This is a genomic window from Halobacterium noricense (assembly GCF_021233435.1).
Classification (GTDB): domain Archaea; phylum Halobacteriota; class Halobacteria; order Halobacteriales; family Halobacteriaceae; genus Halobacterium; species Halobacterium noricense.
This window is the reverse complement of the sequence record NZ_CP089468.1, coordinates 1,904,916-1,926,840: the sequence shown is the minus strand read 5'-3', so window position 1 is coordinate 1,926,840 and position 21,925 is coordinate 1,904,916. Positions and strand designations below refer to the sequence as shown.

The 21,925-nt window shown below is 66.5% G+C and carries 24 protein-coding genes; 14 read left to right on the top strand and 10 right to left on the bottom strand.

The features are described 5' to 3' along the window. Positions 1-80 precede the first annotated feature (80 nt). The gene (locus tag LT974_RS10120) at positions 81-2,159 is read right to left on the bottom strand and encodes a hypothetical protein (protein WP_232587548.1); all 2,079 of its coding nucleotides are present in this window, start codon (positions 2,157-2,159) and stop codon (positions 81-83) included. A 104-nt stretch (positions 2,160-2,263) separates the two neighbouring features. Here LT974_RS10120 and glyA point away from each other — a divergent pair, with 104 nt between their 5' ends. Then, positions 2,264-3,511, top strand: coding sequence for a serine hydroxymethyltransferase (gene glyA, locus LT974_RS10115; protein ID WP_232587547.1), 1,248 nt, complete (start codon positions 2,264-2,266; stop codon positions 3,509-3,511). A 92-nt stretch (positions 3,512-3,603) separates the two neighbouring features. Beyond that, the gene (locus tag LT974_RS10110; RefSeq protein ID WP_232587546.1) at positions 3,604-4,497 is read left to right on the top strand and encodes a bifunctional methylenetetrahydrofolate dehydrogenase/methenyltetrahydrofolate cyclohydrolase; all 894 of its coding nucleotides are present in this window, start codon (positions 3,604-3,606) and stop codon (positions 4,495-4,497) included. Positions 4,498-4,516: 19 nt separating this feature from the next. Here the strand turns inward: LT974_RS10110 and LT974_RS10105 are convergent, their stop codons facing one another. Together LT974_RS10105 and LT974_RS10100 are read right to left on the bottom strand one after the other, a co-directional pair. Next, on the bottom strand, positions 4,517-5,224 hold the full coding sequence (locus LT974_RS10105; protein ID WP_232587545.1) for a DUF7117 family protein: 708 nt from the start codon (positions 5,222-5,224) through the stop codon (positions 4,517-4,519). A gap of 48 nt (positions 5,225-5,272) precedes the next feature. Next, the gene (locus tag LT974_RS10100; protein ID WP_232587544.1) at positions 5,273-6,196 is read right to left on the bottom strand and encodes a glycosyltransferase; all 924 of its coding nucleotides are present in this window, start codon (positions 6,194-6,196) and stop codon (positions 5,273-5,275) included. A gap of 186 nt (positions 6,197-6,382) precedes the next feature. Between LT974_RS10100 and LT974_RS10095 the strand changes: the two genes are divergently transcribed. Genes LT974_RS10095 through LT974_RS10085 form a run of 3 tightly spaced genes read left to right on the top strand, consistent with a single transcriptional unit; the run spans position 6,383 to position 7,259 of the window. Continuing rightward, positions 6,383-6,832 (top strand): DUF7528 family protein, encoded by a 450-nt coding sequence (locus LT974_RS10095; protein WP_408611718.1) that lies wholly within the window; start codon positions 6,383-6,385, stop codon positions 6,830-6,832. A 31-nt stretch (positions 6,833-6,863) separates the two neighbouring features. Further along, on the top strand, positions 6,864-7,070 hold the full coding sequence (locus LT974_RS10090; RefSeq protein ID WP_269785381.1) for a DUF1028 domain-containing protein: 207 nt from the start codon (positions 6,864-6,866) through the stop codon (positions 7,068-7,070). 42 nt (positions 7,071-7,112) lie between these two features. Then, a complete protein-coding gene (locus LT974_RS10085) occupies positions 7,113-7,259 on the top strand; it encodes a hypothetical protein (RefSeq protein ID WP_232587542.1) in 147 nt (48 codons plus the stop codon). 318 nt (positions 7,260-7,577) lie between these two features. Here LT974_RS10085 and LT974_RS10080 read toward each other — a convergent pair whose 3' ends face one another. The 3 genes from LT974_RS10080 to LT974_RS10070 all read right to left on the bottom strand — a co-directional run bounded on the left by LT974_RS10080 (position 7,578) and on the right by LT974_RS10070 (position 9,817). Then, a complete protein-coding gene (locus tag LT974_RS10080) occupies positions 7,578-7,784 on the bottom strand; it encodes a cold-shock protein (RefSeq protein WP_232587541.1) in 207 nt (68 codons plus the stop codon). 130 nt (positions 7,785-7,914) lie between these two features. Further along, the gene (locus LT974_RS10075; protein WP_232587540.1) at positions 7,915-9,507 is read right to left on the bottom strand and encodes an SLC13 family permease; all 1,593 of its coding nucleotides are present in this window, start codon (positions 9,505-9,507) and stop codon (positions 7,915-7,917) included. Positions 9,508-9,571: 64 nt separating this feature from the next. Next, complete coding sequence (locus LT974_RS10070) at positions 9,572-9,817, bottom strand: hypothetical protein (protein ID WP_232587539.1); 246 nt, start codon at positions 9,815-9,817, stop codon at positions 9,572-9,574. A 175-nt stretch (positions 9,818-9,992) separates the two neighbouring features. Here LT974_RS10070 and LT974_RS10065 point away from each other — a divergent pair, with 175 nt between their 5' ends. Continuing rightward, positions 9,993-10,271: a PadR family transcriptional regulator gene (locus LT974_RS10065; protein ID WP_232587538.1), complete on the top strand. Its 279-nt coding sequence runs from the start codon at positions 9,993-9,995 to the stop codon at positions 10,269-10,271. 2 nt (positions 10,272-10,273) lie between these two features. Beyond that, entirely contained in the window at positions 10,274-10,516 is a 243-nt protein-coding gene (locus LT974_RS10060) for a hypothetical protein (protein WP_232587537.1), read from the top strand. On the opposite strand, the gene LT974_RS10055 is transcribed toward LT974_RS10060, so the two are convergent. Continuing rightward, a complete protein-coding gene (locus LT974_RS10055; protein ID WP_232587536.1) occupies positions 10,517-11,674 on the bottom strand; it encodes an AI-2E family transporter in 1,158 nt (385 codons plus the stop codon). A gap of 106 nt (positions 11,675-11,780) precedes the next feature. Here LT974_RS10055 and LT974_RS10050 point away from each other — a divergent pair, with 106 nt between their 5' ends. Then, positions 11,781-13,085, top strand: coding sequence for an MgtC/SapB family protein (locus tag LT974_RS10050; RefSeq protein ID WP_232587535.1), 1,305 nt, complete (start codon positions 11,781-11,783; stop codon positions 13,083-13,085). A 65-nt stretch (positions 13,086-13,150) separates the two neighbouring features. After that, positions 13,151-14,527 (top strand): class-III pyridoxal-phosphate-dependent aminotransferase, encoded by a 1,377-nt coding sequence (locus LT974_RS10045; RefSeq protein ID WP_232587534.1) that lies wholly within the window; start codon positions 13,151-13,153, stop codon positions 14,525-14,527. Here LT974_RS10045 and LT974_RS10040 read toward each other — a convergent pair whose 3' ends face one another. After that, positions 14,528-14,941, bottom strand: coding sequence for a plastocyanin/azurin family copper-binding protein (locus tag LT974_RS10040; RefSeq protein ID WP_232587533.1), 414 nt, complete (start codon positions 14,939-14,941; stop codon positions 14,528-14,530). 121 nt (positions 14,942-15,062) lie between these two features. Between LT974_RS10040 and LT974_RS10035 the strand changes: the two genes are divergently transcribed. Continuing rightward, complete coding sequence (locus LT974_RS10035) at positions 15,063-16,991, top strand: PAS domain-containing protein (protein WP_232587532.1); 1,929 nt, start codon at positions 15,063-15,065, stop codon at positions 16,989-16,991. Between the two features lie 4 nt (positions 16,992-16,995). On the opposite strand, the gene LT974_RS10030 is transcribed toward LT974_RS10035, so the two are convergent. Continuing rightward, positions 16,996-17,310: a hypothetical protein gene (locus LT974_RS10030; RefSeq protein ID WP_232587531.1), complete on the bottom strand. Its 315-nt coding sequence runs from the start codon at positions 17,308-17,310 to the stop codon at positions 16,996-16,998. Positions 17,311-17,419: 109 nt separating this feature from the next. Here LT974_RS10030 and LT974_RS10025 point away from each other — a divergent pair, with 109 nt between their 5' ends. From LT974_RS10025 to LT974_RS10015, 3 genes are all read left to right on the top strand, one after another. Continuing rightward, positions 17,420-18,349 (top strand): HhH-GPD family protein, encoded by a 930-nt coding sequence (locus tag LT974_RS10025; protein WP_232587530.1) that lies wholly within the window; start codon positions 17,420-17,422, stop codon positions 18,347-18,349. A gap of 320 nt (positions 18,350-18,669) precedes the next feature. Beyond that, a complete protein-coding gene (locus LT974_RS10020; protein WP_232587529.1) occupies positions 18,670-19,626 on the top strand; it encodes a MarR family transcriptional regulator in 957 nt (318 codons plus the stop codon). Next, positions 19,627-20,502, top strand: coding sequence for a hypothetical protein (locus LT974_RS10015; protein ID WP_232587528.1), 876 nt, complete (start codon positions 19,627-19,629; stop codon positions 20,500-20,502). Positions 20,503-20,789: 287 nt separating this feature from the next. Here the strand turns inward: LT974_RS10015 and LT974_RS10010 are convergent, their stop codons facing one another. Beyond that, positions 20,790-21,221, bottom strand: coding sequence for a universal stress protein (locus tag LT974_RS10010; protein ID WP_232587527.1), 432 nt, complete (start codon positions 21,219-21,221; stop codon positions 20,790-20,792). Between the two features lie 116 nt (positions 21,222-21,337). On the opposite strand from LT974_RS10010, the gene LT974_RS10005 reads away from it, so the two are divergent. Beyond that, a complete protein-coding gene (locus LT974_RS10005; RefSeq protein WP_232587526.1) occupies positions 21,338-21,925 on the top strand; it encodes a thymidine kinase in 588 nt (195 codons plus the stop codon).

The window sequence follows — 21,925 nt, the reverse complement described above, 5'->3', positions numbered from 1 at the left end:
GTCACGACGTATTTAATTTTACCGGACAGTGAGCCAGTAAAACCGTCAGAATCGCGCGCTATCGGCGACTTTCGCCCGTTTCACGTCACCGACGCGCTCGGCCGGAGGAGCGCTGCGGCCTCGTCGGACCAGTAGAATTCGCCGTCCACGACGACCGGGTGGTCGGCGTCCGCGAACAGCCCCGCGAGCTCGGCCGTGGGTAGTTCGAACTCGGTCGGATTCCCGCAGAGTCGCGGGCCCGACGGGGCGACCGCGTCGACGTCGTACCAGCAGCCGTGGCCGTCGGCCGCGACGTACTCGTAGGTCACCTCGCAAGTGCCCGTGCCGTCGCGTTCGACGTGAGCGACCTTCGCGCCGTCGCCGTCCGTCCGGGAGAGCGTCTGCATGCCGTCGCCGACCACCGCGTAGTCTTTCCCCATCCGGATACGCCGGCGCGCGAGCCGGAGCGCGGTCTCGATGGGGAAGCCGTGGACGAGCAGTTCCGCGAACGCGGTGCCGACCTTCGCGGCCTGTTCGTCCAGCACTTTCCGTAGCGTCACCGCGCCCGCGACGCTCCCGCGCTCCACGAGGTCGACGCCCTCGTAGTAGGAGCCACAGGCGTTCAGGAAGAACGACTCGACGTTCGTCTCCGGGACGTCCTCGACGGCGAGGTTGCCGTCCGCACAGCGCAGCCCTTCGACCTCGCAGTGGCCGATGTAGTGGAGGAACTCGTAGTGGTCGCCGAGCACGTCCGCGAGTTCCGCCCGCGTGAGGTCCTCGAAGAAGGCGACGTCCATCGGCAGCGACTCGGCGTGCGCCTCGTAGACGTCCGCGACCGCCTCGTGCTCGCCGGTCATGCTGCGGTCGTTGAGCACCACCGCGACCGACAGTTCGTCGGTGGACTCGCGCCGGTAGTCGAGGTGATTGCGGTAGGCCGCGGGCTGGCTCTTGAACACGTCGATGGGCGTGCCGTCGGCGAGCCACCCCTGCCAGCGGCCGTTGCGGAGCTTCGGCTTCAGCATCTCGACGGTGGCGACGGGGCCGGGTGGCCCGCGGTAGAAGTCGTCGAGCGTGCGTTCCAGCAGTTCTTCACTCTCCAGCGCGGCGGTCTCGGGGGGGTAGACGAGCGCCAGTCGGTCGAGGAGGAACGGTAGCGTCTCGACGTGGTCGAGGTTCGGTGCGACGTGCATCGAGAGGTGCCACTCCGGAAGGTCGTCGGCGACGCGCTCGAAGGGCGCGTCGAGGTACGTCGCGAGCCGGTCTGCGGGTGTCGCGTCGTAGGCCGCAACCGAGTCGACGTCGAGGACATCCAGCAGGTCGTGCTCGGCGAGCGTCACGTCGCCGAGTTTGTGGACGGGAACTGCGCGCCGTTGCTCGGGCGGGACGGCCGTGCGGACGAGGCAATCCAGCCAGAACGCGCGCGCAAGCAACTGCGGCACCTCCACGGTCAGCGCGTCGAAGGTGTAGTTGACGCCCGCGTCGGGCGCGCGGAGCCGCGGCGTCACGCCCGCCTCGACGGTGACCGCCGCGCCGAGGTAGTACGCCAGCGGTGCCGCGACGAACAGGTCCTCCAGCGACCGCGGGAGCAGGAGTTCGATACCGGTGTCGGGCGTCTCCGCGGCGACCGTCTCGGGCACGTCGACGGCGTCCCCGAACGCGAACTGCGGCGGGTGGCAGCGCTGGTGCCACGCCGACCGGTCGGGGGTCGTCGTGCGGTGGGCGGCCGCCGCGTGCGTCACCGCGGTCGCAACGCCGTCCAGCGTCTTCGGGATGGTGATAGTTTCGGCTGGCGCGCGGACGCCGCTTCGGAAGCCGATTGCGACGTCCGTGGGTTCGTCGAAGGCGATGTCGAGTTGCTCGCCGTGTGCCACGACGGCGGGGCCGTCGAAACCCACGAGCACGTCGACCGCACCGCTGGCTTCGAGGACGACCTCGCCGGCGTCGAGGCGGCGGCGCTCACCCACGGCAAGCGGGTCCGCCGACGCGCCAGCCGCGAACACCGACGCGTCGCTGGTGGGGACGGAGAGCTGCGTGGTGATGCCGGAGGTAGTGGCGTCCGCTGGCCACGCGAGTGCCCGTCCCCCGCGGGCCTGCCGCCAGTCGGGCGCTCGCACCGTCACTTCGTTCCCGGCCGCGTCGGCCGCGGACACCCCTGTTCCGGTTTCCTCCCACTGAATCACGCGGTCGAGACGTACTGCCAGTGGGCTTATATTTCTATCGAGAAACGAGCGTGAATTATGGGAAGCTCGGTAGACTTATGCCGCGCGCACCGGCCACTCTAGGCATGAGCTACGACGACGTCCGGGAGGTCGACCCGGCAGTCGCAGACGCGCTCGTCGGCGAGCGGCACCGGCAGAACGAGACGCTGGCGATGATTGCCAGCGAGAACCACGTCAGCGAGGCCGTCTTGGAGGCCCAGGGCAGCGAACTCACGAACAAGTACGCCGAAGGCTACCCCGGCGAGCGCTACTACGGCGGCTGCGAGTTCGCGGACGACGTCGAGGAGCTCGCCATCGAGCGCGCGAAAGAGCTGTTCGGCGCGGACCACGTGAACGTCCAACCCCACAGCGGCTCGTCGGCGAACATGGGCGTCTACTTCGCGGTGCTGGAGCCCGGCGACAAGATTCTCTCCCTGGACCTCACGCACGGCGGCCACCTGAGCCACGGTCACCCCGCGAACTTCGCGGGCCAACTGTACGACGTCGAGCAGTACGAGGTCGACGCCGACACCGGCCGGCTGGACTACGACGCGCTCTTCGAGAAGGCAGAGGAGTTCGAGCCGGACATGATCGTCTCGGGATTCTCGGCGTACCCCCGGGAGGTCGAGTGGCACGACATCCAGGAGGCCGCCGACGCGGTCGGTGCGTACCATATGGCCGACATCGCGCACATCACGGGCCTCGTGGCATCCGGCGAACATCCCTCGCCGGTCGGCGTCGCGGACTTCGTGACCGGGAGCACGCACAAGACGATTCGCGCGGGCCGCGGCGGCATCATCATGTGCGACGAGGAGTACGCCGGCGACGTGGACTCGGCGGTGTTCCCGGGTGCACAGGGCGGCCCGCTGATGCACAACATCGCCGGGAAGGCGGTCGGCTTCAAGGAAGCCCTGGACCCGGCGTTCGACCAGTACGCCGCGCAGGTCGTGCGGAACGCGGAAGTGCTCGGTGAGGCGCTCCAGGACCACGGCTTCTCGCTGGTCTCGGACGGCACCGACACCCACCTCGTGCTCGTCGACCTCCGCGACTCGCATCCCGACGTTTCGGGCGGCGACGCCGAGGACGCCCTCGAAGAGGTCGGTATCGTTCTGAACGCCAACACCGTGCCGGACGAGTCCCGGTCGGCGTTCGACCCGTCGGGCATCCGCGCCGGCACGCCCGCGCTGACGACGCGCGGCTTCGACGAGGACGCGATGGAGACGGTCGGCGACTGCATCGCCAAGGTTGTGGACAACATCGGCGACGCCGAGGTGTACGCCGAGGTCGCCGCGACCGTCGAGCGCCTCTGTCACGACCACCCGCTGTACGAGTGAGCGTTACGCGTTCGTGGACATTCTTCACGAACGACGCGCTATTTTGTGCACGAACCGCTGAATTGAAGGCGGGCGAGCGCGGAGGTCGCGATATGACCAGCATCATCGACGGGAACGGCGTCGCCGCCGACGTCCGTGACGACCTCGCGGACTCCGTGGCCGCGCTGAAAGACGCCGGTGTTACGCCGCGACTCGCCACCGTCCTGATGAACGACAAGCAGGCCAGCGAGACGTACGTCTCGATGAAACAGCGGGACTGCGAGGAAATCAGCATCGCCGCCGAGGACATCCGCATCGACCCCGACGCGCCCGCCGAGGAGCTCTTCGACACGGTCACCGAGCTCAACGACCGCGAGGACGTCCACGGCATCCTCGTGCAGGACCCGACGCCCGAACACGTCCCCGACGAACGCGTGCTCTCTGCGGTCGACCCCGCGAAGGACGTCGACGGCTTCCACCCCGAGAACGTCGGGAAGCTCGTCGCCGGGAACGCCCGCTTCAAGCCCTGCACGCCACACGGCATCCAGAAGCTCCTCGCGAGCGAGGGCGTCGACACTGAGGGCAAGGAGGTCGTCGTGGTCGGCCGTTCGAACATCGTCGGGAAGCCGCTCGCGAACCTCCTCGTCCAGAAGGGCGAGGGCGGCAACGCCACCGTCACGGTCTGCCACAGTCGCACGGAAGACCTCGCCGCACACACGCGCCGCGCGGACATCGTCGTCGCGGCCGCCGGCGTCACCGAACTCGTGGACGGCTCGATGCTCTCGGAGGGCACCGTCGTCATCGACGTCGGCATCAACCGCGTGGACGCCGACACCGAGAAGGGCTACGAGCTCGTCGGCGACGTGGAGTTCGAGAGCGCCGAGGAGAAGGCCAGCGCCATCACGCCCGTTCCCGGCGGTGTGGGCCCGATGACGCGCGCGATGCTGCTGTACAACACCGTGAAGGCCGCCGGCGAACAGACCGGGACGGACGTCGAACTCCCGTAGGCCGGCGAATCGGTTCCAGTCAGGCGAGCGCGTCGAGGCGGATGCGCGCCCGCTCGACCCCCGACTCGTCGCCGCGGAGCGCGTCCGCGATGGCGCGCGCTGCTTCTACCAGCCGTTCCGCATCCTCGGGAGCGACGTCGCCGTCCAGCGCGTCGACCCGCTTGGCGTGGTCGCGGAGGCGTTCGAGCAGCCCGCGCTCGGGCTCGGGCACCTCGCCGTCGCAGTACGTCCGCAGGTCCGCGCGGTAGTGGTCGACGGCCGCGGCGTACGCGAGCCCGCGAATCGCTCGCAGGGACTCGGGCACCTCGTCGGGCGCGGGCCGCTCGCCGTCCGCCGCGCCGTTCAACAGCGCGAGCACGTAGCGTTCGGCCTCGTCGCTCGTCCGGAGCGCGTCCCCGAGCAGGACCGCCGCGCGCCGGAGTTCCTGCGCCGCGAGATACGTGTCGTCGAGGTCGAGGAGATCGCCGCCCGAGACGAACCCTCGGGACTGGCAGTAGTCCCGACACGCGTCCGCGGCGGGGTCGAGTGCACCGCGCAGGTCGCCGTCCGCGGCGGCGTCGCGGGCGGCCGAGAGGTCGAGGTCGGCGTTCCCATCCGTGTGCGTGCTGCGCTCGCCGACACCGACGCTGCGCACACTCCCGCAGTCGGGGCACTCGACGCTCCCGGTCTCGTAGTACGACCACCGCGTCCCACACGATTTGCACTCCCGTTCGCCGCGCACGTCCATACTCGGGCGTTGGGCGTCGCGGGGCAAAACCCCCGTGCATCGGGCTCGCTACTCGTCGACGCGCTCGACGACTTCCACATCGAACTTCCCGCGCCAGCGGTAGCGCCGGCCGCCCCAGACGAACGTCCGGCGGGCGTGCGCGTAGATTCCGAGTGGAATCGCTGCCAACACTGCGGGGTACGCGAGAATGGCAGTCCACCGCCGAGTCCCGAACGCTACGTAGACGCCCGCGACGAGCGTGGTGAGGCCGGCCGCAGCGTACAGCGGCACGAGCAGGCAGGCGAGGAAGAGCGCGAGCGTCACCAGCGCGACGACGACGTGCCCATTCGGGTCGTGGGTGGCGACGATTTGCGTGAATCTGACGTGGCGTTCGAGCGTCTGCCGGAGCGTGCCGCCAATTTCGACGCGGCGAGTGCGCCGCAGCGGCGTGACGTCGAGGCGTTCGGCGAGCAGGCCGTCGTCGCTGACTGTCCGGCGGAGGGCCGCGAGGAACGCGTCGACGTCGAGGTCGTCGCGCTCGAAGGCGACTGCGCCGGCCCACGCCTGGCCGCCGACGTAGACGCCGAGCGTGCCCCCGAGCGCGTAGACGGGTTCGAGGAGCGTCGAGAGCGGGTCGCGGCCGACGAAGAACGGCAGTTCGGAGACGGGGCCGTAGCGTTCGTAGTCCGCGTGCAGGGTCGCGAGCCAATCCGGCGGGTGGTGGAAGTCGTCGTCGGTCCACACGATGCGGTCGTGCGCGGCAGCCTCCATGCCCGCGGCGATGGCGTTCGCCTTCCCGGAGCAGCCTTCGGGTTCGCCGGCGAACACGAGGTCGGTTTGCTCGGGGAGGTCGCCCGCGCGGTCGGCGACGGGGTCCGCCTCGGTGTCGCAGACGACGAGCAGTTCGTCGTCCGGGCCGAGTTGGGCGGCCACCTCGTCGCACGCCGGGGTCCACTCGACGGTCGGCAGCAGGACGCTCGTCGGCGGGGCCATACGTCGGTGTTCTGAGAGTCGGGTGAAAAATCGAACGGGCGACGTGCGGTCGGAGCGGGCTGGGTCGGACAGCCGGCGTCTGTCCCACCACCGGAGTTAACTATGCGTCTCCACAACTGACGCCCACGATGCCGAGTCAGAATCTGACGACGCCGGCAGAGGATACTCGAAGCCACGGCGACGTGGCTGGTCGAGAAATCCGACCGCTCGCCTGATTTCTCCGTCGAGCGCCGCGGCAGCCGGGTCGCCGTCACTGTCGGCGACGAGGAACTGTTGCTCTCCCGCGAGGACGCCGCCGAGCTCCGCGATTCGCTGGACGACGCACTGACCGCCCGAGAGACGTTCGTGAACACCGTCGGCGTGCACCGCGCGGACGGCAGCTACGTCGTGGAGCGCCGCGGGGCCGATTCGTCGGGCAACCGCAAGGTATTCGACTCCTTCGACGCGCTGGAGCGACTCTGCCAGCGCCTCCCCGCAGAGTTTACTGCCGACGACCTCTCCGCGAGCGGGCTGACGGCGGGCCGCCGACACATGGTGTTGTGGCACCTCGCCGAACACCCCGCGTTCGACGTCTCGCTGGCGAGCAGGCAGCCGTTGACCGCCGAGAAGACGGCAACGGAGGTGGTCGAGCCGTAGGCTTTTGCCCGCGGCTGGCTACCTGCCGGCCATGACGTTCTCCATCGTCGCGCACGACCCCGAAACCGACGCGGTCGGGGTCGCCGTCCAGTCGAAGTTCGTCGGCGTGGGCGCGGCCATCCCGTTCGCCAGCGCTGACGCGGGCGCTGTCGCCACGCGGCGTTTCGCGAACGGCGACGGCGAAGACCAGCTCGTGAACGCCATCTGGCACGGGCTCTCGCGGCTCGACCGGAAGTGAGCAGCCACGGGTATTGATACGGCCGGCGCTCCGATAGCCGGTATGCGCAGCGAGGAGGAAATCCGCGAGCAGTACGAGTTTCTCGTCGAACAGCTCGACTCCGAGGAGATGAACCACGAGGGCGTCCGCGAGATGTTCACGTACTACCGGCGCGCGCTCGGCTGGGTGCTCGAAGAAGAGCACATGTAGCGGCAGCCGTTACTGCCGGGGATAGGTTTATTATCGTCGACCGTTTTGACCCAGATGACGCTTCGCTTTGGAGGGCCGAAGCGTCAGCGGGGACCAATTCAGGGCGGCTGCGGGGCCGGCTTTTCCGGCTCCGCATCCTTTTCCGTTGCACGACGCTCGAAGCGGCAGTACTGCGAACTCGTCTCACCAGTAGTTGCCGAGACGGTTCTCGTCAGTACTGGGAAAATCCGGTTACGTACAGAGAGCGTCAGCTCGGCCGTGTCGTCGTCTGAAAAATCGGGAGTGTCGGCTGTCGCTGTGAACGACAGGTACGTCGTATTACTGTCGGACGACGTTCGCTGCGCGAGGTCCCTTGGGCGAGGACTCGATGTCGAATTCGACCTCAGTACCTTCCGTGAGGTCTTCGCCGCCGACGTCTTCCATGTGGAAGAACACGTCTTCGTCGTCGTCGAGGTCGCCGTCGTCAGTCGTGATGAAACCGTAGCCGCCAGTGTCGTTGAAGAAGTCAACCTTACCTTCTGCCATTACAACCAGATAGAGGCGCGATACACGGATAACCGTTCCGAGAGGATGGGTAGCACGACTGCCACGAGGTCGAATTCGTCGCGATTGCTCGAAGACGCCGGAAAACGAGGCGTCGAGTCGTCGGGCCGCGCTACCAGAGGAACATCGGCCAGACGAACTGGAACAGCAGCCAGATGAACACCGTCAGCACCGCGGTCATGAGGAGGTTGAGGACGACTCCGGCGCGCATCATGTCGCGCTGTTCGAGGTAGCCCGAGCCGAACACGATGGCGTTGGGCGGCGTCGCGACCGGGAGTGCGAACGCGAAGCTCGCGGCGATAGCGCCGCTGACCGCCAGGAAGATGGCCGCGGATTCCTCGGCGAGCCCGAGCGTCGCGGCGAGGATGCCGCCGATGGAGACGAGCACGGGCACGATGATGGTGGCGGTGGCGGTGTTCGACGTCATCTCAGTGAGGAAGATGACCAGCAGGACGACGGCGGCGACGATGACGACGATGGGGAGGCCGGTGAGCGAGCCGAAGATGGACTCGGCAATCCAGCGCGTCGCGCCGCTGTTCGCGAACCCGGAGGCCAGCGAGAGGCCACCGCCGAAGAGGAGGATGGTCCCCCAGTCGATGTCGACGAGGTCCTCCCACTCGGTGGTGTCCGCGAGCACGAGCGCGGGGATGGCGTAGAGGCCGACCATGACGTAGTACAGCAGCCCCTGGTAGCCGCCGTCGGTGCCGAACAGCGTCGGGCCGCTGCCGCCGAACAGCGTGGTGTGGAGGACGTTCGCGGTGTCGGCGCTGAGGCCGATAGTTTCGAACAGCCACCAGACGGGGCCCCCGAGGCCGCCCAGCACCCACAGGCCGGCGGTCGCGGTGAAGATGTACGCGACGCGGCGGCCGCGCGTGCTCAGTTCGCCCTCCTCGCGGAGGTAGCGGCGGGCTTCCTCGCGCGCGCCGCTGACGTCCTCGATTTCCGGCGGGTAGAGCCAGTACGTCAGGACGTACCAGACGATGGGGAGCGTGACGACGACGATGGGGAGGCCGATGAGCAGCCAGTCGGCGAACCCGATTTCGTAGCCGAGCTGGTCGTTGAGGACGCCGGCGACGACGGCGTTCGGCGGCGTGCCGATGAGCGTGCCGACGCCGCCGACGCTAGCGCCGTACGCAGTCCCGAGGAGGGTCGCGACCTGGATGTTCGTCGTGGGGTCGCCGTCACCGGCTTCCGTGAGTTCGTCGCGACCCACGACTTGCGCGAGCACGCCAACCGCGATGGGCGTCATCATCGCGCTGGTGGCGGTGTTCGAGACCCACATCGAGAGCACGGCGGTCGCAATCATCACCGCGAGGATGAGCTTGCGGGGGCTGGACCCCATGCGCGCCATGATGTACAGCGCGATGCGGCGGTCGATGTCGTACTTCTGGAGCGCGTTTGCGAGCATGAACCCCGCGATGAACAGGAAGATGAGGTGGTCGGCGAACGGCGCGAGCGCGTCGTCGAGGTCGCCGAACACCCCGAATGCGGTGAGTAGCGCGGGAATCGAGAGCGCGGTGACCGCCAGCGGTAGCGCGCCGGTCACCCAGAGCACGCCCGCGAACGCCATCGTCGCGATGGCGTACTTTCCTTCCAGCCCGAGGCTTTCGGGGGTCGGTGCGAGCGCGATGGCGGCGGTGACGGCGAGCGCGAGCGCGAACACCGCGAGTCGGCCACGCGTCGAGCGAATGTCCACCTGTATCATTGATACACGGGCAGTCGCCACTCCTATCGTTAATGATTAACGGATTCACTCTCGGCGCAACGGCTCAGAAGTGCTCGACGATGGCGGCCACCTGCTCGTCGTCGAGTTCGGCCGCGTACAGCGCGAAGAGGTCGCGGAGGCGGTCGCCAGAGAGCCCACGGTGCCCGCCTTCAAGCATCGAGACGTGGGCCTGCCGGAGGTCCGGCACCGCCCGCTCGACGTCGCGCTGGCTGAAGTCGGCGGCGACGCGGAGGAGTCGCCACGCTGTCGGCGAGACGTCTGCGAGGTCGTGGGCGTCCACGCCGGCCATGTGGCCGTGTCGCCGGCCGGCCGGCATAAAGTCGGCGGGACGGCCGGCGGCGTCGGTTCGAGTCACCGATTTCGACATGTCACTTCGATACACGCCCGGTCGTTATCGGCAATCGGAACGCCAATCCCCTACGCTTATGCTTTCCGAGACAAAAGACGTAACGAGAGTAGGACATATGTATGACCTGACAGGGTTCCAGCGCGACCTCCTCTACGTCGTCGCCGGACTAGACGAGCCACACGGCCTCGCCATCAAGGACGAACTCGAAGAGTACTACGAGTCGGAAATCCATCACGGCCGACTCTACCCCAACCTCGACACCCTCGTCGACAAGGGCCTCGTCGACAAGGGCCAACTCGACCAGCGCACCAACTACTACACGCTCACCCGCCGTGGCCGCCGCGAAATCGCCGCGCGCCGCGAGTGGGAACAGCAGTACGTCGACCTCGACTAGCTGTGGTCTCCTCGCGGACCGCCACCGCCGCCGTCGGCGTGCTCGCGAGCCTCGCCATCAGCGTCGCGGCGTGGGTCGTCTTCGACGTCGCCGTCCTCTTCCTCGCCGTGCCGCTGATTCCGCTGCTGTTCCGGCGATGTAGCGAGGAACCCGCCGTCTACGAGTGCCCGGTCTGCGGATTCCGGACGCGGAATCCCGAATTCGCGTACTGGCCGCACGACGGCACCCGCCTCGAAGCGCGCTGACTACGACTCCCCGCCGTTCTCCGAATCCGACTCGAACTGCGAGACGTCAGTCTGCTCGCCGTCGTTGCTCGCCGTCAGGATGTCGCCGCCGAGCGCCTCCGGCGAAATCTCCTCGCCCGCGAGCAGCTCCGGGAGCACGAGCCGGGCGAAGTGCACGACGAACACGAGCACGAGCGGGCCGAGAAACAGTCCGTACCAGCCCCACAGCAGCGGCCCGAAGACGTACGACAGAATCACCAGCCCGAGGTGGATGTCGCGCCCGGAGACGTACGGCCGCAACAGCAAGTCCGGCACGAAGTCCACGACGACCGCGGCGACGGCGACGAAGACGGCGACGAACGCGTGGCCCGTGCCGCTCTGGAACGCGACGAAGCCGAGCCACCCCGCCAGCGGAACCCACACGAGCTTGATGCCGACGACCGGCACGAGGCTCGCGATGCCCGTGACGAGCCCGAACAACACGGGATAGGGGATGGCGATGCCCGCTGGCGAGAACGCGTCCAGCGTGGCGTACGACACCGCGGCGATGACGCCGGTGGCGAACGCGAAGACGATGTTCCCGAAGAAGACCGTCGCGAGGTCGCGGTCGACCGCCCGCGCGTACGCCTCCGTGACGCCGCTGCCGTCCGTAAACCGTCGCTGGAACCAGCCGCCGAGGCGGTGGTCGTCCCGGAGCAGGTAGAACGCGACGATGACGACCGCGAACAGGTGGACGAACAGCGTCCCGAGGAAGCCGACGTACTCCAGCGCGTTGCTCGCCGACGACGCCAGCGCTTCCTGTACTGACGGCTGGTTCAGGAACGCCTGCGGGTCCTGGACGATGGACGAGACGTCGAGGTACGGGTCGAGGAGCGTCCCGACCCGCCCGAGGTCGACGTTCTGTGCGTCGACAAACTGGTTGAGCTCCTGGAGGCCGACGGCGGTGGTGTAGGCGACGACCAGCATCGCGGGGAGCGCGAGCGTCACGAGCGCCACCACCGCGCGAACCGTCGGCGGCCGTATCCACCGTTCGAGGCGGCGGTAGACCGGCCGCGTCGCGTAGTAGATGAAAATACCGAGCACGAACGTCCCGAGGAACGAGTAGACGGTGACCGCGAGCACGCCGCTGAGCACGGCAGCCACGACCCACCACGCGAGTCGACCGCGGTCGACGTCCATTACGTGAGATAGCGGCGCGGCCACGCAAAAAGATTCGCCGGCCGTTTTCGGGGGGCAGGCTGTGCGAGCCCGCAAGCTTTTGCCCGCCCACGATGAACGCCAGAGAGTGCCCGGAGTCATCGAGTTGCTGGCGGACGCCCCGATAGACAGCCGCGTCGTCAGCCTCGCGCTGTCGGTCGCGCTCGGGCTGTTCATCGGCCTCGAACGCGAGTGGGCTCAGAAGGCCGCCGGCATCCGCACGTTCGCGCTCGTCAGCGTCCTCGCCACCATCTTCACGGAGGTGGACACGGAGCGCTGCGCGGACGCCGCGGGCGTCTGCCCGCCGTACCTCTCCAGCGTCGGTGCCGCGTTCGTCATCGTCGTCACGGGCGTGCTGATGGTCTCGGGGATGCGCAACGAGGACGAGGGGCTCCACCTGACGACCGCCGTGAGCCTGATGGTGGCGTACGGCGTCGGCGTGCTCGTCGCCGTCGACGCGGTGCTCCCCGCGACGGTCGTCGCCGTCACGAGCTCCGTCCTGCTGGTGTTCAAGCGCGAACTCCACGGGTTCGCGTGGGGGCTCTCCCGGGAGGAACTGCGCTCGACGTTCGAGTTCGCGATTCTGGCGTTCGTCGTCTACCCGCTGTTGCCAGCCGGCACGGTGTCGCTGGGGTCGGGACGGTACGCTGTCGAAGTCGAGCCCCGCGTCGTCTGGCTGATGGTCGTGTTCGTCGCCGGCATCGGCATCGTGAACTACGTCGTCGTGAAGACGTACGGCGGCCGCGGCATCGCCGTCACGGGCTTCTTCGGCGGGCTGGCGTCCTCGACGGCGGTCGTCGGGACGATGCTCGACCACGTCAGCCAGCGCACGGAGGCGGCGTCGTACGCGGTCGCGGGCGTCCTGCTCGCGAACGCCGCCATGGCGCTGCGGAACCTCCTCATCGTCGTCGTGTTTACGCTCTCGACGGGCGTGCTCGTGGCGGCGACGGTCCCGCTCGTGGTCATCGTCCTCGGCTGCATCGGCGTCGCGGCGGTCACCGCGGACTGGTCGACGCGCGTCGAGATGGAACTGGAGAGCCCGTTCTCGATGCGGAACGCGCTCGCGTTCGGCGCGATGTTCCTCGTCGTCGTGGTCGCGGGCGGGCTCGCGCAGACCCAGTTCGGCTCCGCCGGCCTCTACGCGACCGCCATCCTCTCCGGCTTGGTGTCGAGCGCGGGTGCGACGACGTCCGCCATCGTGCTCTACCGGACGGGCGCGATTTCGGGGACGGCCGCCACCATCGCCGTGCTGTTGGCGACCGCCTCCTCCATCGGCGTGAAGGTCGCGCTCACCGCCGCCAGCGACAACCGGTCGTTCGCGTACCGCGTCGCGGGATACAGCGCAGTCCTGCTCGTCGCCGGCGGCGTCGCGACCGCGGTCGTCGCGTTCTGACGGCCGGTGAAGTTTGCCCCAACCGTAACGAATCGCTTTTGTCGGCGGCCCGGGCAACCAGTACCATGGACAGGGAGACCGCGGAGCCGAGCGTCCGGAGCCTGCCCGGCGAGAAAGCCCAGCAGTGGGTCGACTACCACCACGAGCACGCCGCTCCCAGCACGTACGTCTACGAGTTCGTCTGGGACATCACCGAGGACGCCGCCGGCCCGTTCTGCCGGGACGTCGACGGCAACGTCCTCATGGACTTCACGAGCCACGTCGCGGCCGCGCCGTTCGGCTACAACAACCCCAAAATCATGGATCGCTTGGCGGAGTTCGACGTCGTCGACCCCTCCAAGATTGCGGGCCAGGACTTCTACGCCAGCGGCGGCTGGCCGCCCGGGGACGCCGACCTCCCGACGTCCACACAGCTGCTGCACCGGCTCACCGACATCACCGAGGAGTACGGCCTCGACACGGTCTTCCTCTCGAACACGGGCGCGGAAGCCGTCGAGAACGCCATCAAAATCTGTTACGCGAACGGCGGCCACCGCGCGTTCACGTTCGACGGCGCGTTCCACGGGCGCACGCTCGGCGCGCTCTCGCTGAACCGCTCGAAGGCCGTCCACCGCACCGGCTACCCCGAAATCGGCGGCGTCGTCTCCGCACCCTACTGCGCCTGCGAGGGCGACTGCGAGTGCGGCTGGAAGACCAACGGCCCCGGCGGGAACGCCGTCGCGGACAAACTCCACCCCGACCGCGGCGTCATCGACCCGGAAGAAGTGGCGTACCTCATCCTCGAACCCCAGCAGGGCGAGGGCGGCTACCGCGTCCCCAGCGACGAGTTCGCCGACGACATCGTCGACATCCAGCAGACCCACGACATCCCCGTTATCGCCGACGAGATTCAATCCGGGCTCGGGCGCACGGGCGAACTCTGGGGCGTCGACCACACCAGCATCGACCCCGATGTCATCACGTCCGCGAAGGGCCTGCGCGTCGGCGCGACCGTCGCCGACGAGGACCTCTTCCCGGACGAGACCGGGCGGCTCTCCTCGACGTGGGGCGCGGGCGACCTGCTCGCGGCCGCACAGGGCGTCGCCACCATCGACGCCATCACCAGCGACGGCGTGCTCGACAACGTCACCGAGCGCGGCCGGCAAGTGAAAGAGATTCTCGCCGACGACGCGCCCGGCTTCGTCGCCGACGTGCGCGGGAACGGCCTCATGCTCGGCGTCGAGTTCGACACCAAGGACCGCCGCGAAGCCGTCGTGAAGGCGTGCTTGGAGCGCGGACTGCTGTTGCTCGGCTGTGGCTACAAGACGGTACGCCTGCTCCCGCCGCTGGACGTCACGGCGCGTGAAATCGACGTCGCGATGGACGTCTTCCTCGACGCCCTCGACGACCCGAAAGTCACGAAGGCTGGACCCTCGACGGGCCACAGCGAGGACGTCCAGTAACTACTCCTCGACGACGACTGCGCCGGTCATCCCCTGCGCCTGGTGGGGTGTACAGACGTACTCGTAGCGACCCGGCACCTCGAAGGTGTGCTCGAAGGAGAAGCCGCGCTCCTCGATAGTGTCGTGACCCGACCAGTCGGCGTCCGCGGGCTGACTCGACACGGCGACGTTGTGCGTGCCCGTCAGCCAGACGAACCGCACGGTCGTCCCCGTCGGAATCGTGAGTTCGTCGGGGTCGAAGACGTAGTTGCCGTCGGGACCGACCTTCACGACCTCTGTCCCTTCCGGGGCGTCGAGGGCTTCGACATCCTCGTCGCCGCTGTCGTCGCCGCCGCCGAGGCAGCCGGCGAGCGCGGCCGTCGCGCCGATACCTGCGGTCGCGCGCAGTACGTCGCGTCGCGTTCGGTCTCGCATGTTTCGTCGTCGGTACGTCGGGGATTTAAGTCGGTCGTCTTCCGGCACTGCGGCATCGACCTCTGTGGCACACGCATACATTTAACGCTGCGACCCCTCCCTGAGTACGAAGCATTCGAAGATGACAGACGACACTTCCGCTCCAATAACGGCGGACGGCATCCACCGGGCGACGCTCGACGCGCTCCCGGACCCGGTGTTCGCCTTCGACGCTGGCGGCAGCGTCCAGTACTGGAACGCGGCCGCCAGCGACGCCACCGGCTACGACGAGGACGCGCTCGCGGCCGCGACACGTTCGGACCTGTTCGCCGGGGTCACCGAGGAAGGGGTCGTGAACGCCGCGCGCGACGGCGAGACGGTCGAAGCACTACTCGCGACGGACGGCGGCGAGCGCCTTCCCACGAAAGTCCGCGCGTCCCGGCTGTCAGACGGCAGTCTCGTCGTGACGGCTCGACGGCTGGCTGACTCCGAGCACCCGAACGACGAGGGCCGGGGCATCCTCGACCGGATGACTGACGCGTTCTTCGCGGTCGACGAGGAGTTCCGGCTGACGTACGTCAACGACCACGCACGCGAGCTAATCGTCACCGCGATGGACGGTGATCCGGACGACGACCTGACGGGCTTAGTGCTGTGGGACGTCGTCCCCGAGGCTGTCGACACGACGTTCTACGACAAGTACCAGTCCGCGATGGCGACCCAAGAGCCGGTCTCGTTCGAGGAGTACTACGAGCCGCTGGACGCGTGGCTCGCAGCCCGAGCGTACCCGTCGCCGAGCGGGCTCTCCGTCTACTTTCGGGACGTCACCGACCGGCGGCGGCGCGAGCACGCGCTCGCGGAGCGCGAGCGCGTGCTCCGGGAGATGCAGGACATCACCGCGGACACCGACCGGTCGTTCACGGAGCAAGTGAACGCGCTACTGGACCTCGGCACTGACGTACTCGGCACGTCCACGGGCGTGCTCTCCTGCATCCGCGGCGACACGTACGAGATCGAGGCGATCCGCGGCAATACCGACACCCAGCCCGGGGACACCGTGGCGCTGTCGGCGACGAACTGCGAGCGCACCGCAACCGAGCGGCGGACGCTCGTGATGGCGAACGTCGCCCGCGACGCCCCGGAACTGACGGGAAACGACGGGTACGCCGAGTGGGGCATCGCCTGTTACCTCGGCGCGCCCGTATTCGTCGAGGATGGCGTGTACGGGACGTTCTGTTTCTACGGCGAGGAGCCACGGACCGAGCAGTTCTCCGAATGGGAGGTGACGCTCGTGGACCTGATGAGCCAGTGGGTGGGGTACGAACTCACGCGCCGCCGCGTCCGCGAGCGCCTCGAAGCCCAGAACGAGAAACTCGAACGGTTCGCGTCCATCGTCTCCCACGACCTCCGGAACCCGCTGAACGTCCTCGTGGGCTACCTCGATCTCGCCGAGGAGTCCGGCAAAGCCGAACACTTCCAGCGGTGCCGGGACACTATCGCGCGCATGGAGACGCTCGTCGAGGACCTCCTGTCGCTGGCACAAGCCGGCAAGGGCGTCGACGACGTGGTGCCGACGGACCTCGCCGCCGTCGTCGAGGACGCGTGGACGACAGTCGAGACCGGGAACGCGACGCTCGTCGTCGACGCCGACGTAACGATTCGCGCTGACGGGAGCCGCCTCCGGCAGTTGCTCGTGAACCTCTTTCGGAACGCTGTGGAGCATGGCTCCACAGGCCCTACCTCGCAGGCTCGGCGGGATACTGTCGAACGCGGTTCGACGGCCCCTCGTTCGCACACTCACGAGGACGCCGTAGAGCACGCGGGGGCGGACGTCACCGTGACTGTCGGCGCGCTCGACGGCGGGTTCTACGTCGAAGACGACGGTCCCGGAATTCCCGTGGACGGCCGCGGCGACGTCTTCGACGTGGGCTACTCCATGAATGACGAGGGCACGGGCTTCGGGCTGAACATCGTCGCGGAGGTCGCGGCAGCCCACGGCTGGACGGTCTCGCTGACCGACGCCGACGGCGGCGGCGCGCGCTTCGAGTTCGTGGGCGTCGAGGCCGCGTAGCCCTTCAGAACTGGTAGCGACGGTCGTCGTCGGGCTGCTGGACCGCGGTGCCGCCGGTCATCTCGTCGAACGTCATTCCGGAGAGGTACTCGTCGTAGGTGACGTCGTACGTCGACCGCAGGTGGAAGTCCAGGCGGCCCGACTCGGTCGTCGACTGGAACAGCAGGTGGATCGCGCGCCGCAGCAGCTCGTCCGTGTCGGCGTCCAGCGCCGCGCTCAGCATCGCCAGTTCCTGGCGGCTCTCGCGGTCGAGGAACGCGTAGTCGTCGAGGTCGTCGTACGCCAGTTCGACGTCGGTTTCGAGGTCGTCGAGGCTCATACGCGGGACGTGTGCTGGCGTCGGGATACGCCTTTTCGTTGTTCGGAACGGCGCCTGTCGTCGCCGCCGAACCAGCACCCCTAAGCGCGCGACCGAACAACTGCCGGCCATGACTGAGGGGGACGGGGAGTTCGCACTCCCCAGCGACGTCGACGCCGTCCGGGACGCGCTCGTCGCGTGGTACGAGGACGGCCACCGGGACTTCCCGTGGCGCCGCACCGACGACCCGTACGCGATTCTCGTCTCGGAGGTGATGAGCCAGCAGACCCAGCTCTCCCGCGTCGAGGACGCCTACCACGCGTTCCTCGAACGGTGGCCGACGACCACCGACCTCGCGGCTGCGGACCGCGCGGACGTCGTCGGGTTCTGGTCGGCGAACAGCCTCGGGTACAACAACCGCGCGAAGTACCTCCACGAGGCCGCCCAGCAGGTCGAAAGCGAATATGAGGGCGAGTTCCCGGAGACGCCCGACGAACTCTCCGAACTGATGGGCGTCGGCCCGTACACCGCCAACGCCGTCGCGTCGTTCGCGTTCGACAACGGCGACGCGGTCGTGGACACGAACGTCAAGCGCGTGCTCTACCGCGCGTTTGCAGAAATCCGTAATGCGGACGATCCGGACTACGAAACCGTAGCGAATGCCCTCATGCCGGCCGGAGAGTCCCGAATCTGGAACAATACGATTATGGAACTCGGCGGTGTCGCCTGCGGGAAGAAACCACGGTGTGACGAGGCCAGTTGCCCGTGGCGCGAGTGGTGTCACGCGTACCAGACCGGCGACTTCACCGCACCAGACGTTCCGACACAACCGAGCTTCGAGGGGAGCAGGCGACAGTTCCGCGGGCGGATCGTTCGACTCCTCGGCGAACACGACGAGATGGAGCTGGACACACTTGGCCATCGAATTCGCGTTGACTACACACCTGACGGTGAGCACGGACGGGAGTGGCTTCGAGAGTTACTGTCTGATTTGGCGGAGGATGAATTGGCCGAAGTTGACGAAGCTGGCGACGTGCCTATCGCCCGTCTTCAGAAATAAAACATTAACAGCGCTATTTTACTCCTCAAGAATAGCTATCACCTTCTTGAAAAGTTAGTCTGCCCGTTGAAGATCTGCGCAACGATGACTCAGTATCGATGACGGTAACGATACCAGACGGGATGACTTGAAAATCTGTAGAACCCATGTTAAACAGGCCTTCATTAAGATCAACAAACCGCTCAGATTTCTCAAGGAAGTGGACCACAAGCTGCGTCTTTGAGAACGACGACGAATCATCGAAACCCGGTCCGATCCTCGGAGTTGTAAACCAAAATGCGGAAACAGTTATAACTGTTGAGACAATATAGTTTACAAAGATGCTTACGAAGGCCGGGATCGCTATTCTGGATGTGCTGAGTTCCGGGGGGGACGCGACCGCACAAGAGCTGGCCGCAGAAACCGGATATAGTCGCAAGCAAGTCTACCGCGTCGTTGACGACTTACTCGACATAGGGGTACTGGACGAGTCCCGAGCACAGCACAACCAGCGTGTCCTGCGCGCCTCTGACGATCCTATTGTCGAAGCGTACCGGAATCTGACATCGAACCTCGGGCACGTGGACTGGGAAGACCTCCTCTCACCTGCTACGATACAGGTCTGCTGGTACCTCGATGAGCCACGCCGCATCACCACGATCGCTGACCGATTAGGAATTACGCGACAGGCCGTCCACAAGGCGTTATCCCCTTTGAAGAACCGAGCGATGCTCGCGCCTGACGGACCAGAGTACGCACTCGCCGACGATCTTCACCCCTTACTCGAATTCGCCAACACCGTCGTCAGGCATGACCACCGCAACCGCGTTCGGCGACTAGCACCCAGTGCCACGATTGCGTGGTGTGACCCGAAACGCGCACTTGTCCAAGTACAGAACTCCGAAGACACGGACAAACTCCAGAACGCCGATGACTGGGACGTGACTGGATTAGCGAAATTCCAAGCGTACGGCCTACAGTTCTTTCTCGCAGGACAACCCGCCTTCTGGTACGCCCCAGACGACGATCTCACCCCTGCAGACATCGTTTGCCATACGCTCGTCCTTGAAACGGACTCCCGACGCGTGAGCTATACGATGCTTCTCATCGAACAGGAACGAATTGAACAGGAAATCCTCACCGAGACTGCGACTTGGTACGGTCTAGAATCAACGATACCCCGGATGTATCGTCTTATAGACGGGGGCACCGACGCCGCCGATGAGATGGAGGCGGAGAGTCCCTTGCCGAGCGCTCAAGAATACGCGGTGCTGAAAGACCAGTATGGAGTCGCATAAATGACCGTCTTCACCGGTGAGGAGGCCATCAGGACGTTTCTTACCGAGTTTGATGAGTGGCTCTCAGAATCGGTGGACGTGTACCTCCTTGGCGGGTCTGCAATGACGGTTCACGGTCTGAAAGACCAAACCCAAGATATCGACTTGGCACTGAGCGTGCCAACCGAATTCGAACACGTCTATCACGCCCTTCGAGAACAAGGGTTTCACGTGACAGGCGAGCCGACAGCGTCATTCGAAGGGGTCGGGAAAACAGTTGAACTCCACCATCCCGAGCGCGGGTTCCGGGTCGACTTGTTTGAGCAACAGGTTGTCGGGAAAGTCTGGATCACAACGAGCATGCACGACCGAGCGGACGAGTTCTGGCCAGGGGAGCACGCAACGGCGTACGTGCTCGCTGATGAGGATATGTTCTTGTTGAAGGCAGTGTCCGGCGGCGACTTAGGGGCTGGCAGACGACGCGACATTGAGGATATGCGGACGTACGCGCAGCGTGGACTCGCCTACGAGGTGATCCTAGAAGAGATTGAGGAACAGCGTCCGTTCAATATCGGATCAACTGAAGCGACGCATATCCGAGATCAATCGCACCCGTTGTTCACTATCGAGATGGCTGTTCAGTCGCTTTCTGGGCTCCCTCCCTCGTTTACGGGTCGCGTGTCAGCGTTCGCAACCGGATTCGAAGTTGAGTACGGTATCTTGGAAGCGGTCGATGAGGGTCTCCGGAGTCCACGTGCGATCAGTGAACGTGTTCTTTCGAACGTCCGGGAGTTGTCAGTTGGCGACGAGGAGGCGGTCTCTGCTGGGATAGATCGTCTCGTCGAAAAACAAATTCTTGACCGCGATGGTGATACGGTTCAACCCACGGCCAACTAGTTCGGCGTTTTCGGGTCTCTCAATTGCGGCACCGGGATGGATGGCAAGCGTTCGGCAAATCGTTTTGGCCCGCGACTCGCGTGTTTAATCACCGTTAGCGTCGGTGAATTGCGATTTCCTCACTTTGGCTTGTCTACCGGTACGAAGAACAAGTTCCGCTGGATAAGAACCTTTCCCGACTGCCAAGTGTGTAGAAGGGTGAAACGGTCGGAATCGCCATTTCACTTTCACCTTGAATGGGGAACGAAGACCGCGGCGAGGAGACGGTCGCGCGCCTCGCCACGTAACTACGCTTCTTCGTCCTCTCTGACTGTCAACACGGGTACGTCCGAGGTGCGGACGATGCGCTCGGTGACGCTCCCGAGGAGCGCGCGGTCCAGCCCACGGCGGCCGTGCGTCCCCATCACGACCACGTCGATGCCCTCGTCCTCGACGTACTGGTGGATGGTCTCGTAGGCACCGCCCTTCATCACGACGCCGATGCCCTCGACGTTCCGGTCGGTGGCCTTCTCGACGACTTCGTCGACGACTGACTGGCCCTCCTCGGCCAGCGGATCGACCACGTTGTCCTCGAAGGTGACGGTGCTGTACTCGGTGGTGTCCGCGACGTAGAGGGCGTGCAGGCGCGCGCCGTAGCGGTCCGCGAGTTCGATTGCGTGCGGGACCGCGGCGTCCGCGGCACTGCTCCCGTCGGTCGGCAACAGAACGTCGTCGTACATACGCCGCGAGAGGCAATCCGGCCCAAAATAGGTGCGGGTGGATTCCTGACAGCTGGTAACGGCTCGCCGCCGCAGATGAGCAAGCGTTTTGCCCCGCGACAACCCCCGTTGTGAGCATGCACGCGATTACGAACTCCGGGTGGATCGAGGTCATCACGGGGTCGATGTTCTCCGGGAAGACGGAGGAGCTGTTGCGGCGGCTGCGGCGCGCGGAAATCGCGGGCCAGGAGGTCGCGGCGTTCACGCCGGCCATCGACGACCGGTACGGCGAGGCGACGCTCGGCTCGCACGCCGGCCGCACGTGGGAGGCGACGGTCGTCGACACCACCGCGGAGGGCGTCTCGAAGATACCCAGCTACCTCAACGGCGAGGAGGTCGTCGCCATCGACGAGGCGAACTTCTTCCCCGACGAACTCGTCGAAGTCTGTCAGAATCTCGCTAGCGACGGCCGCCGCGTCGTCGTCTCCGGCACCGACCAGACGTTCCGCGGGGAGCCGTTCGCCCCCATCCCGCAGCTGATGGCGGTCGCCGAGTACGTCGAGAAGTTCCAGGCCATCTGCACGCAGTGCGGGGAGCCCGCGACCCGCAACCAGCGGCTCATCGAGGGGGAGCCAGCCCACTACGACGACCCCACGATTATGGTCGGCGCGGAGGAGTCCTACGAGGCACGGTGCCGGAACTGCCACGTCGTCGAGCGCGACTGA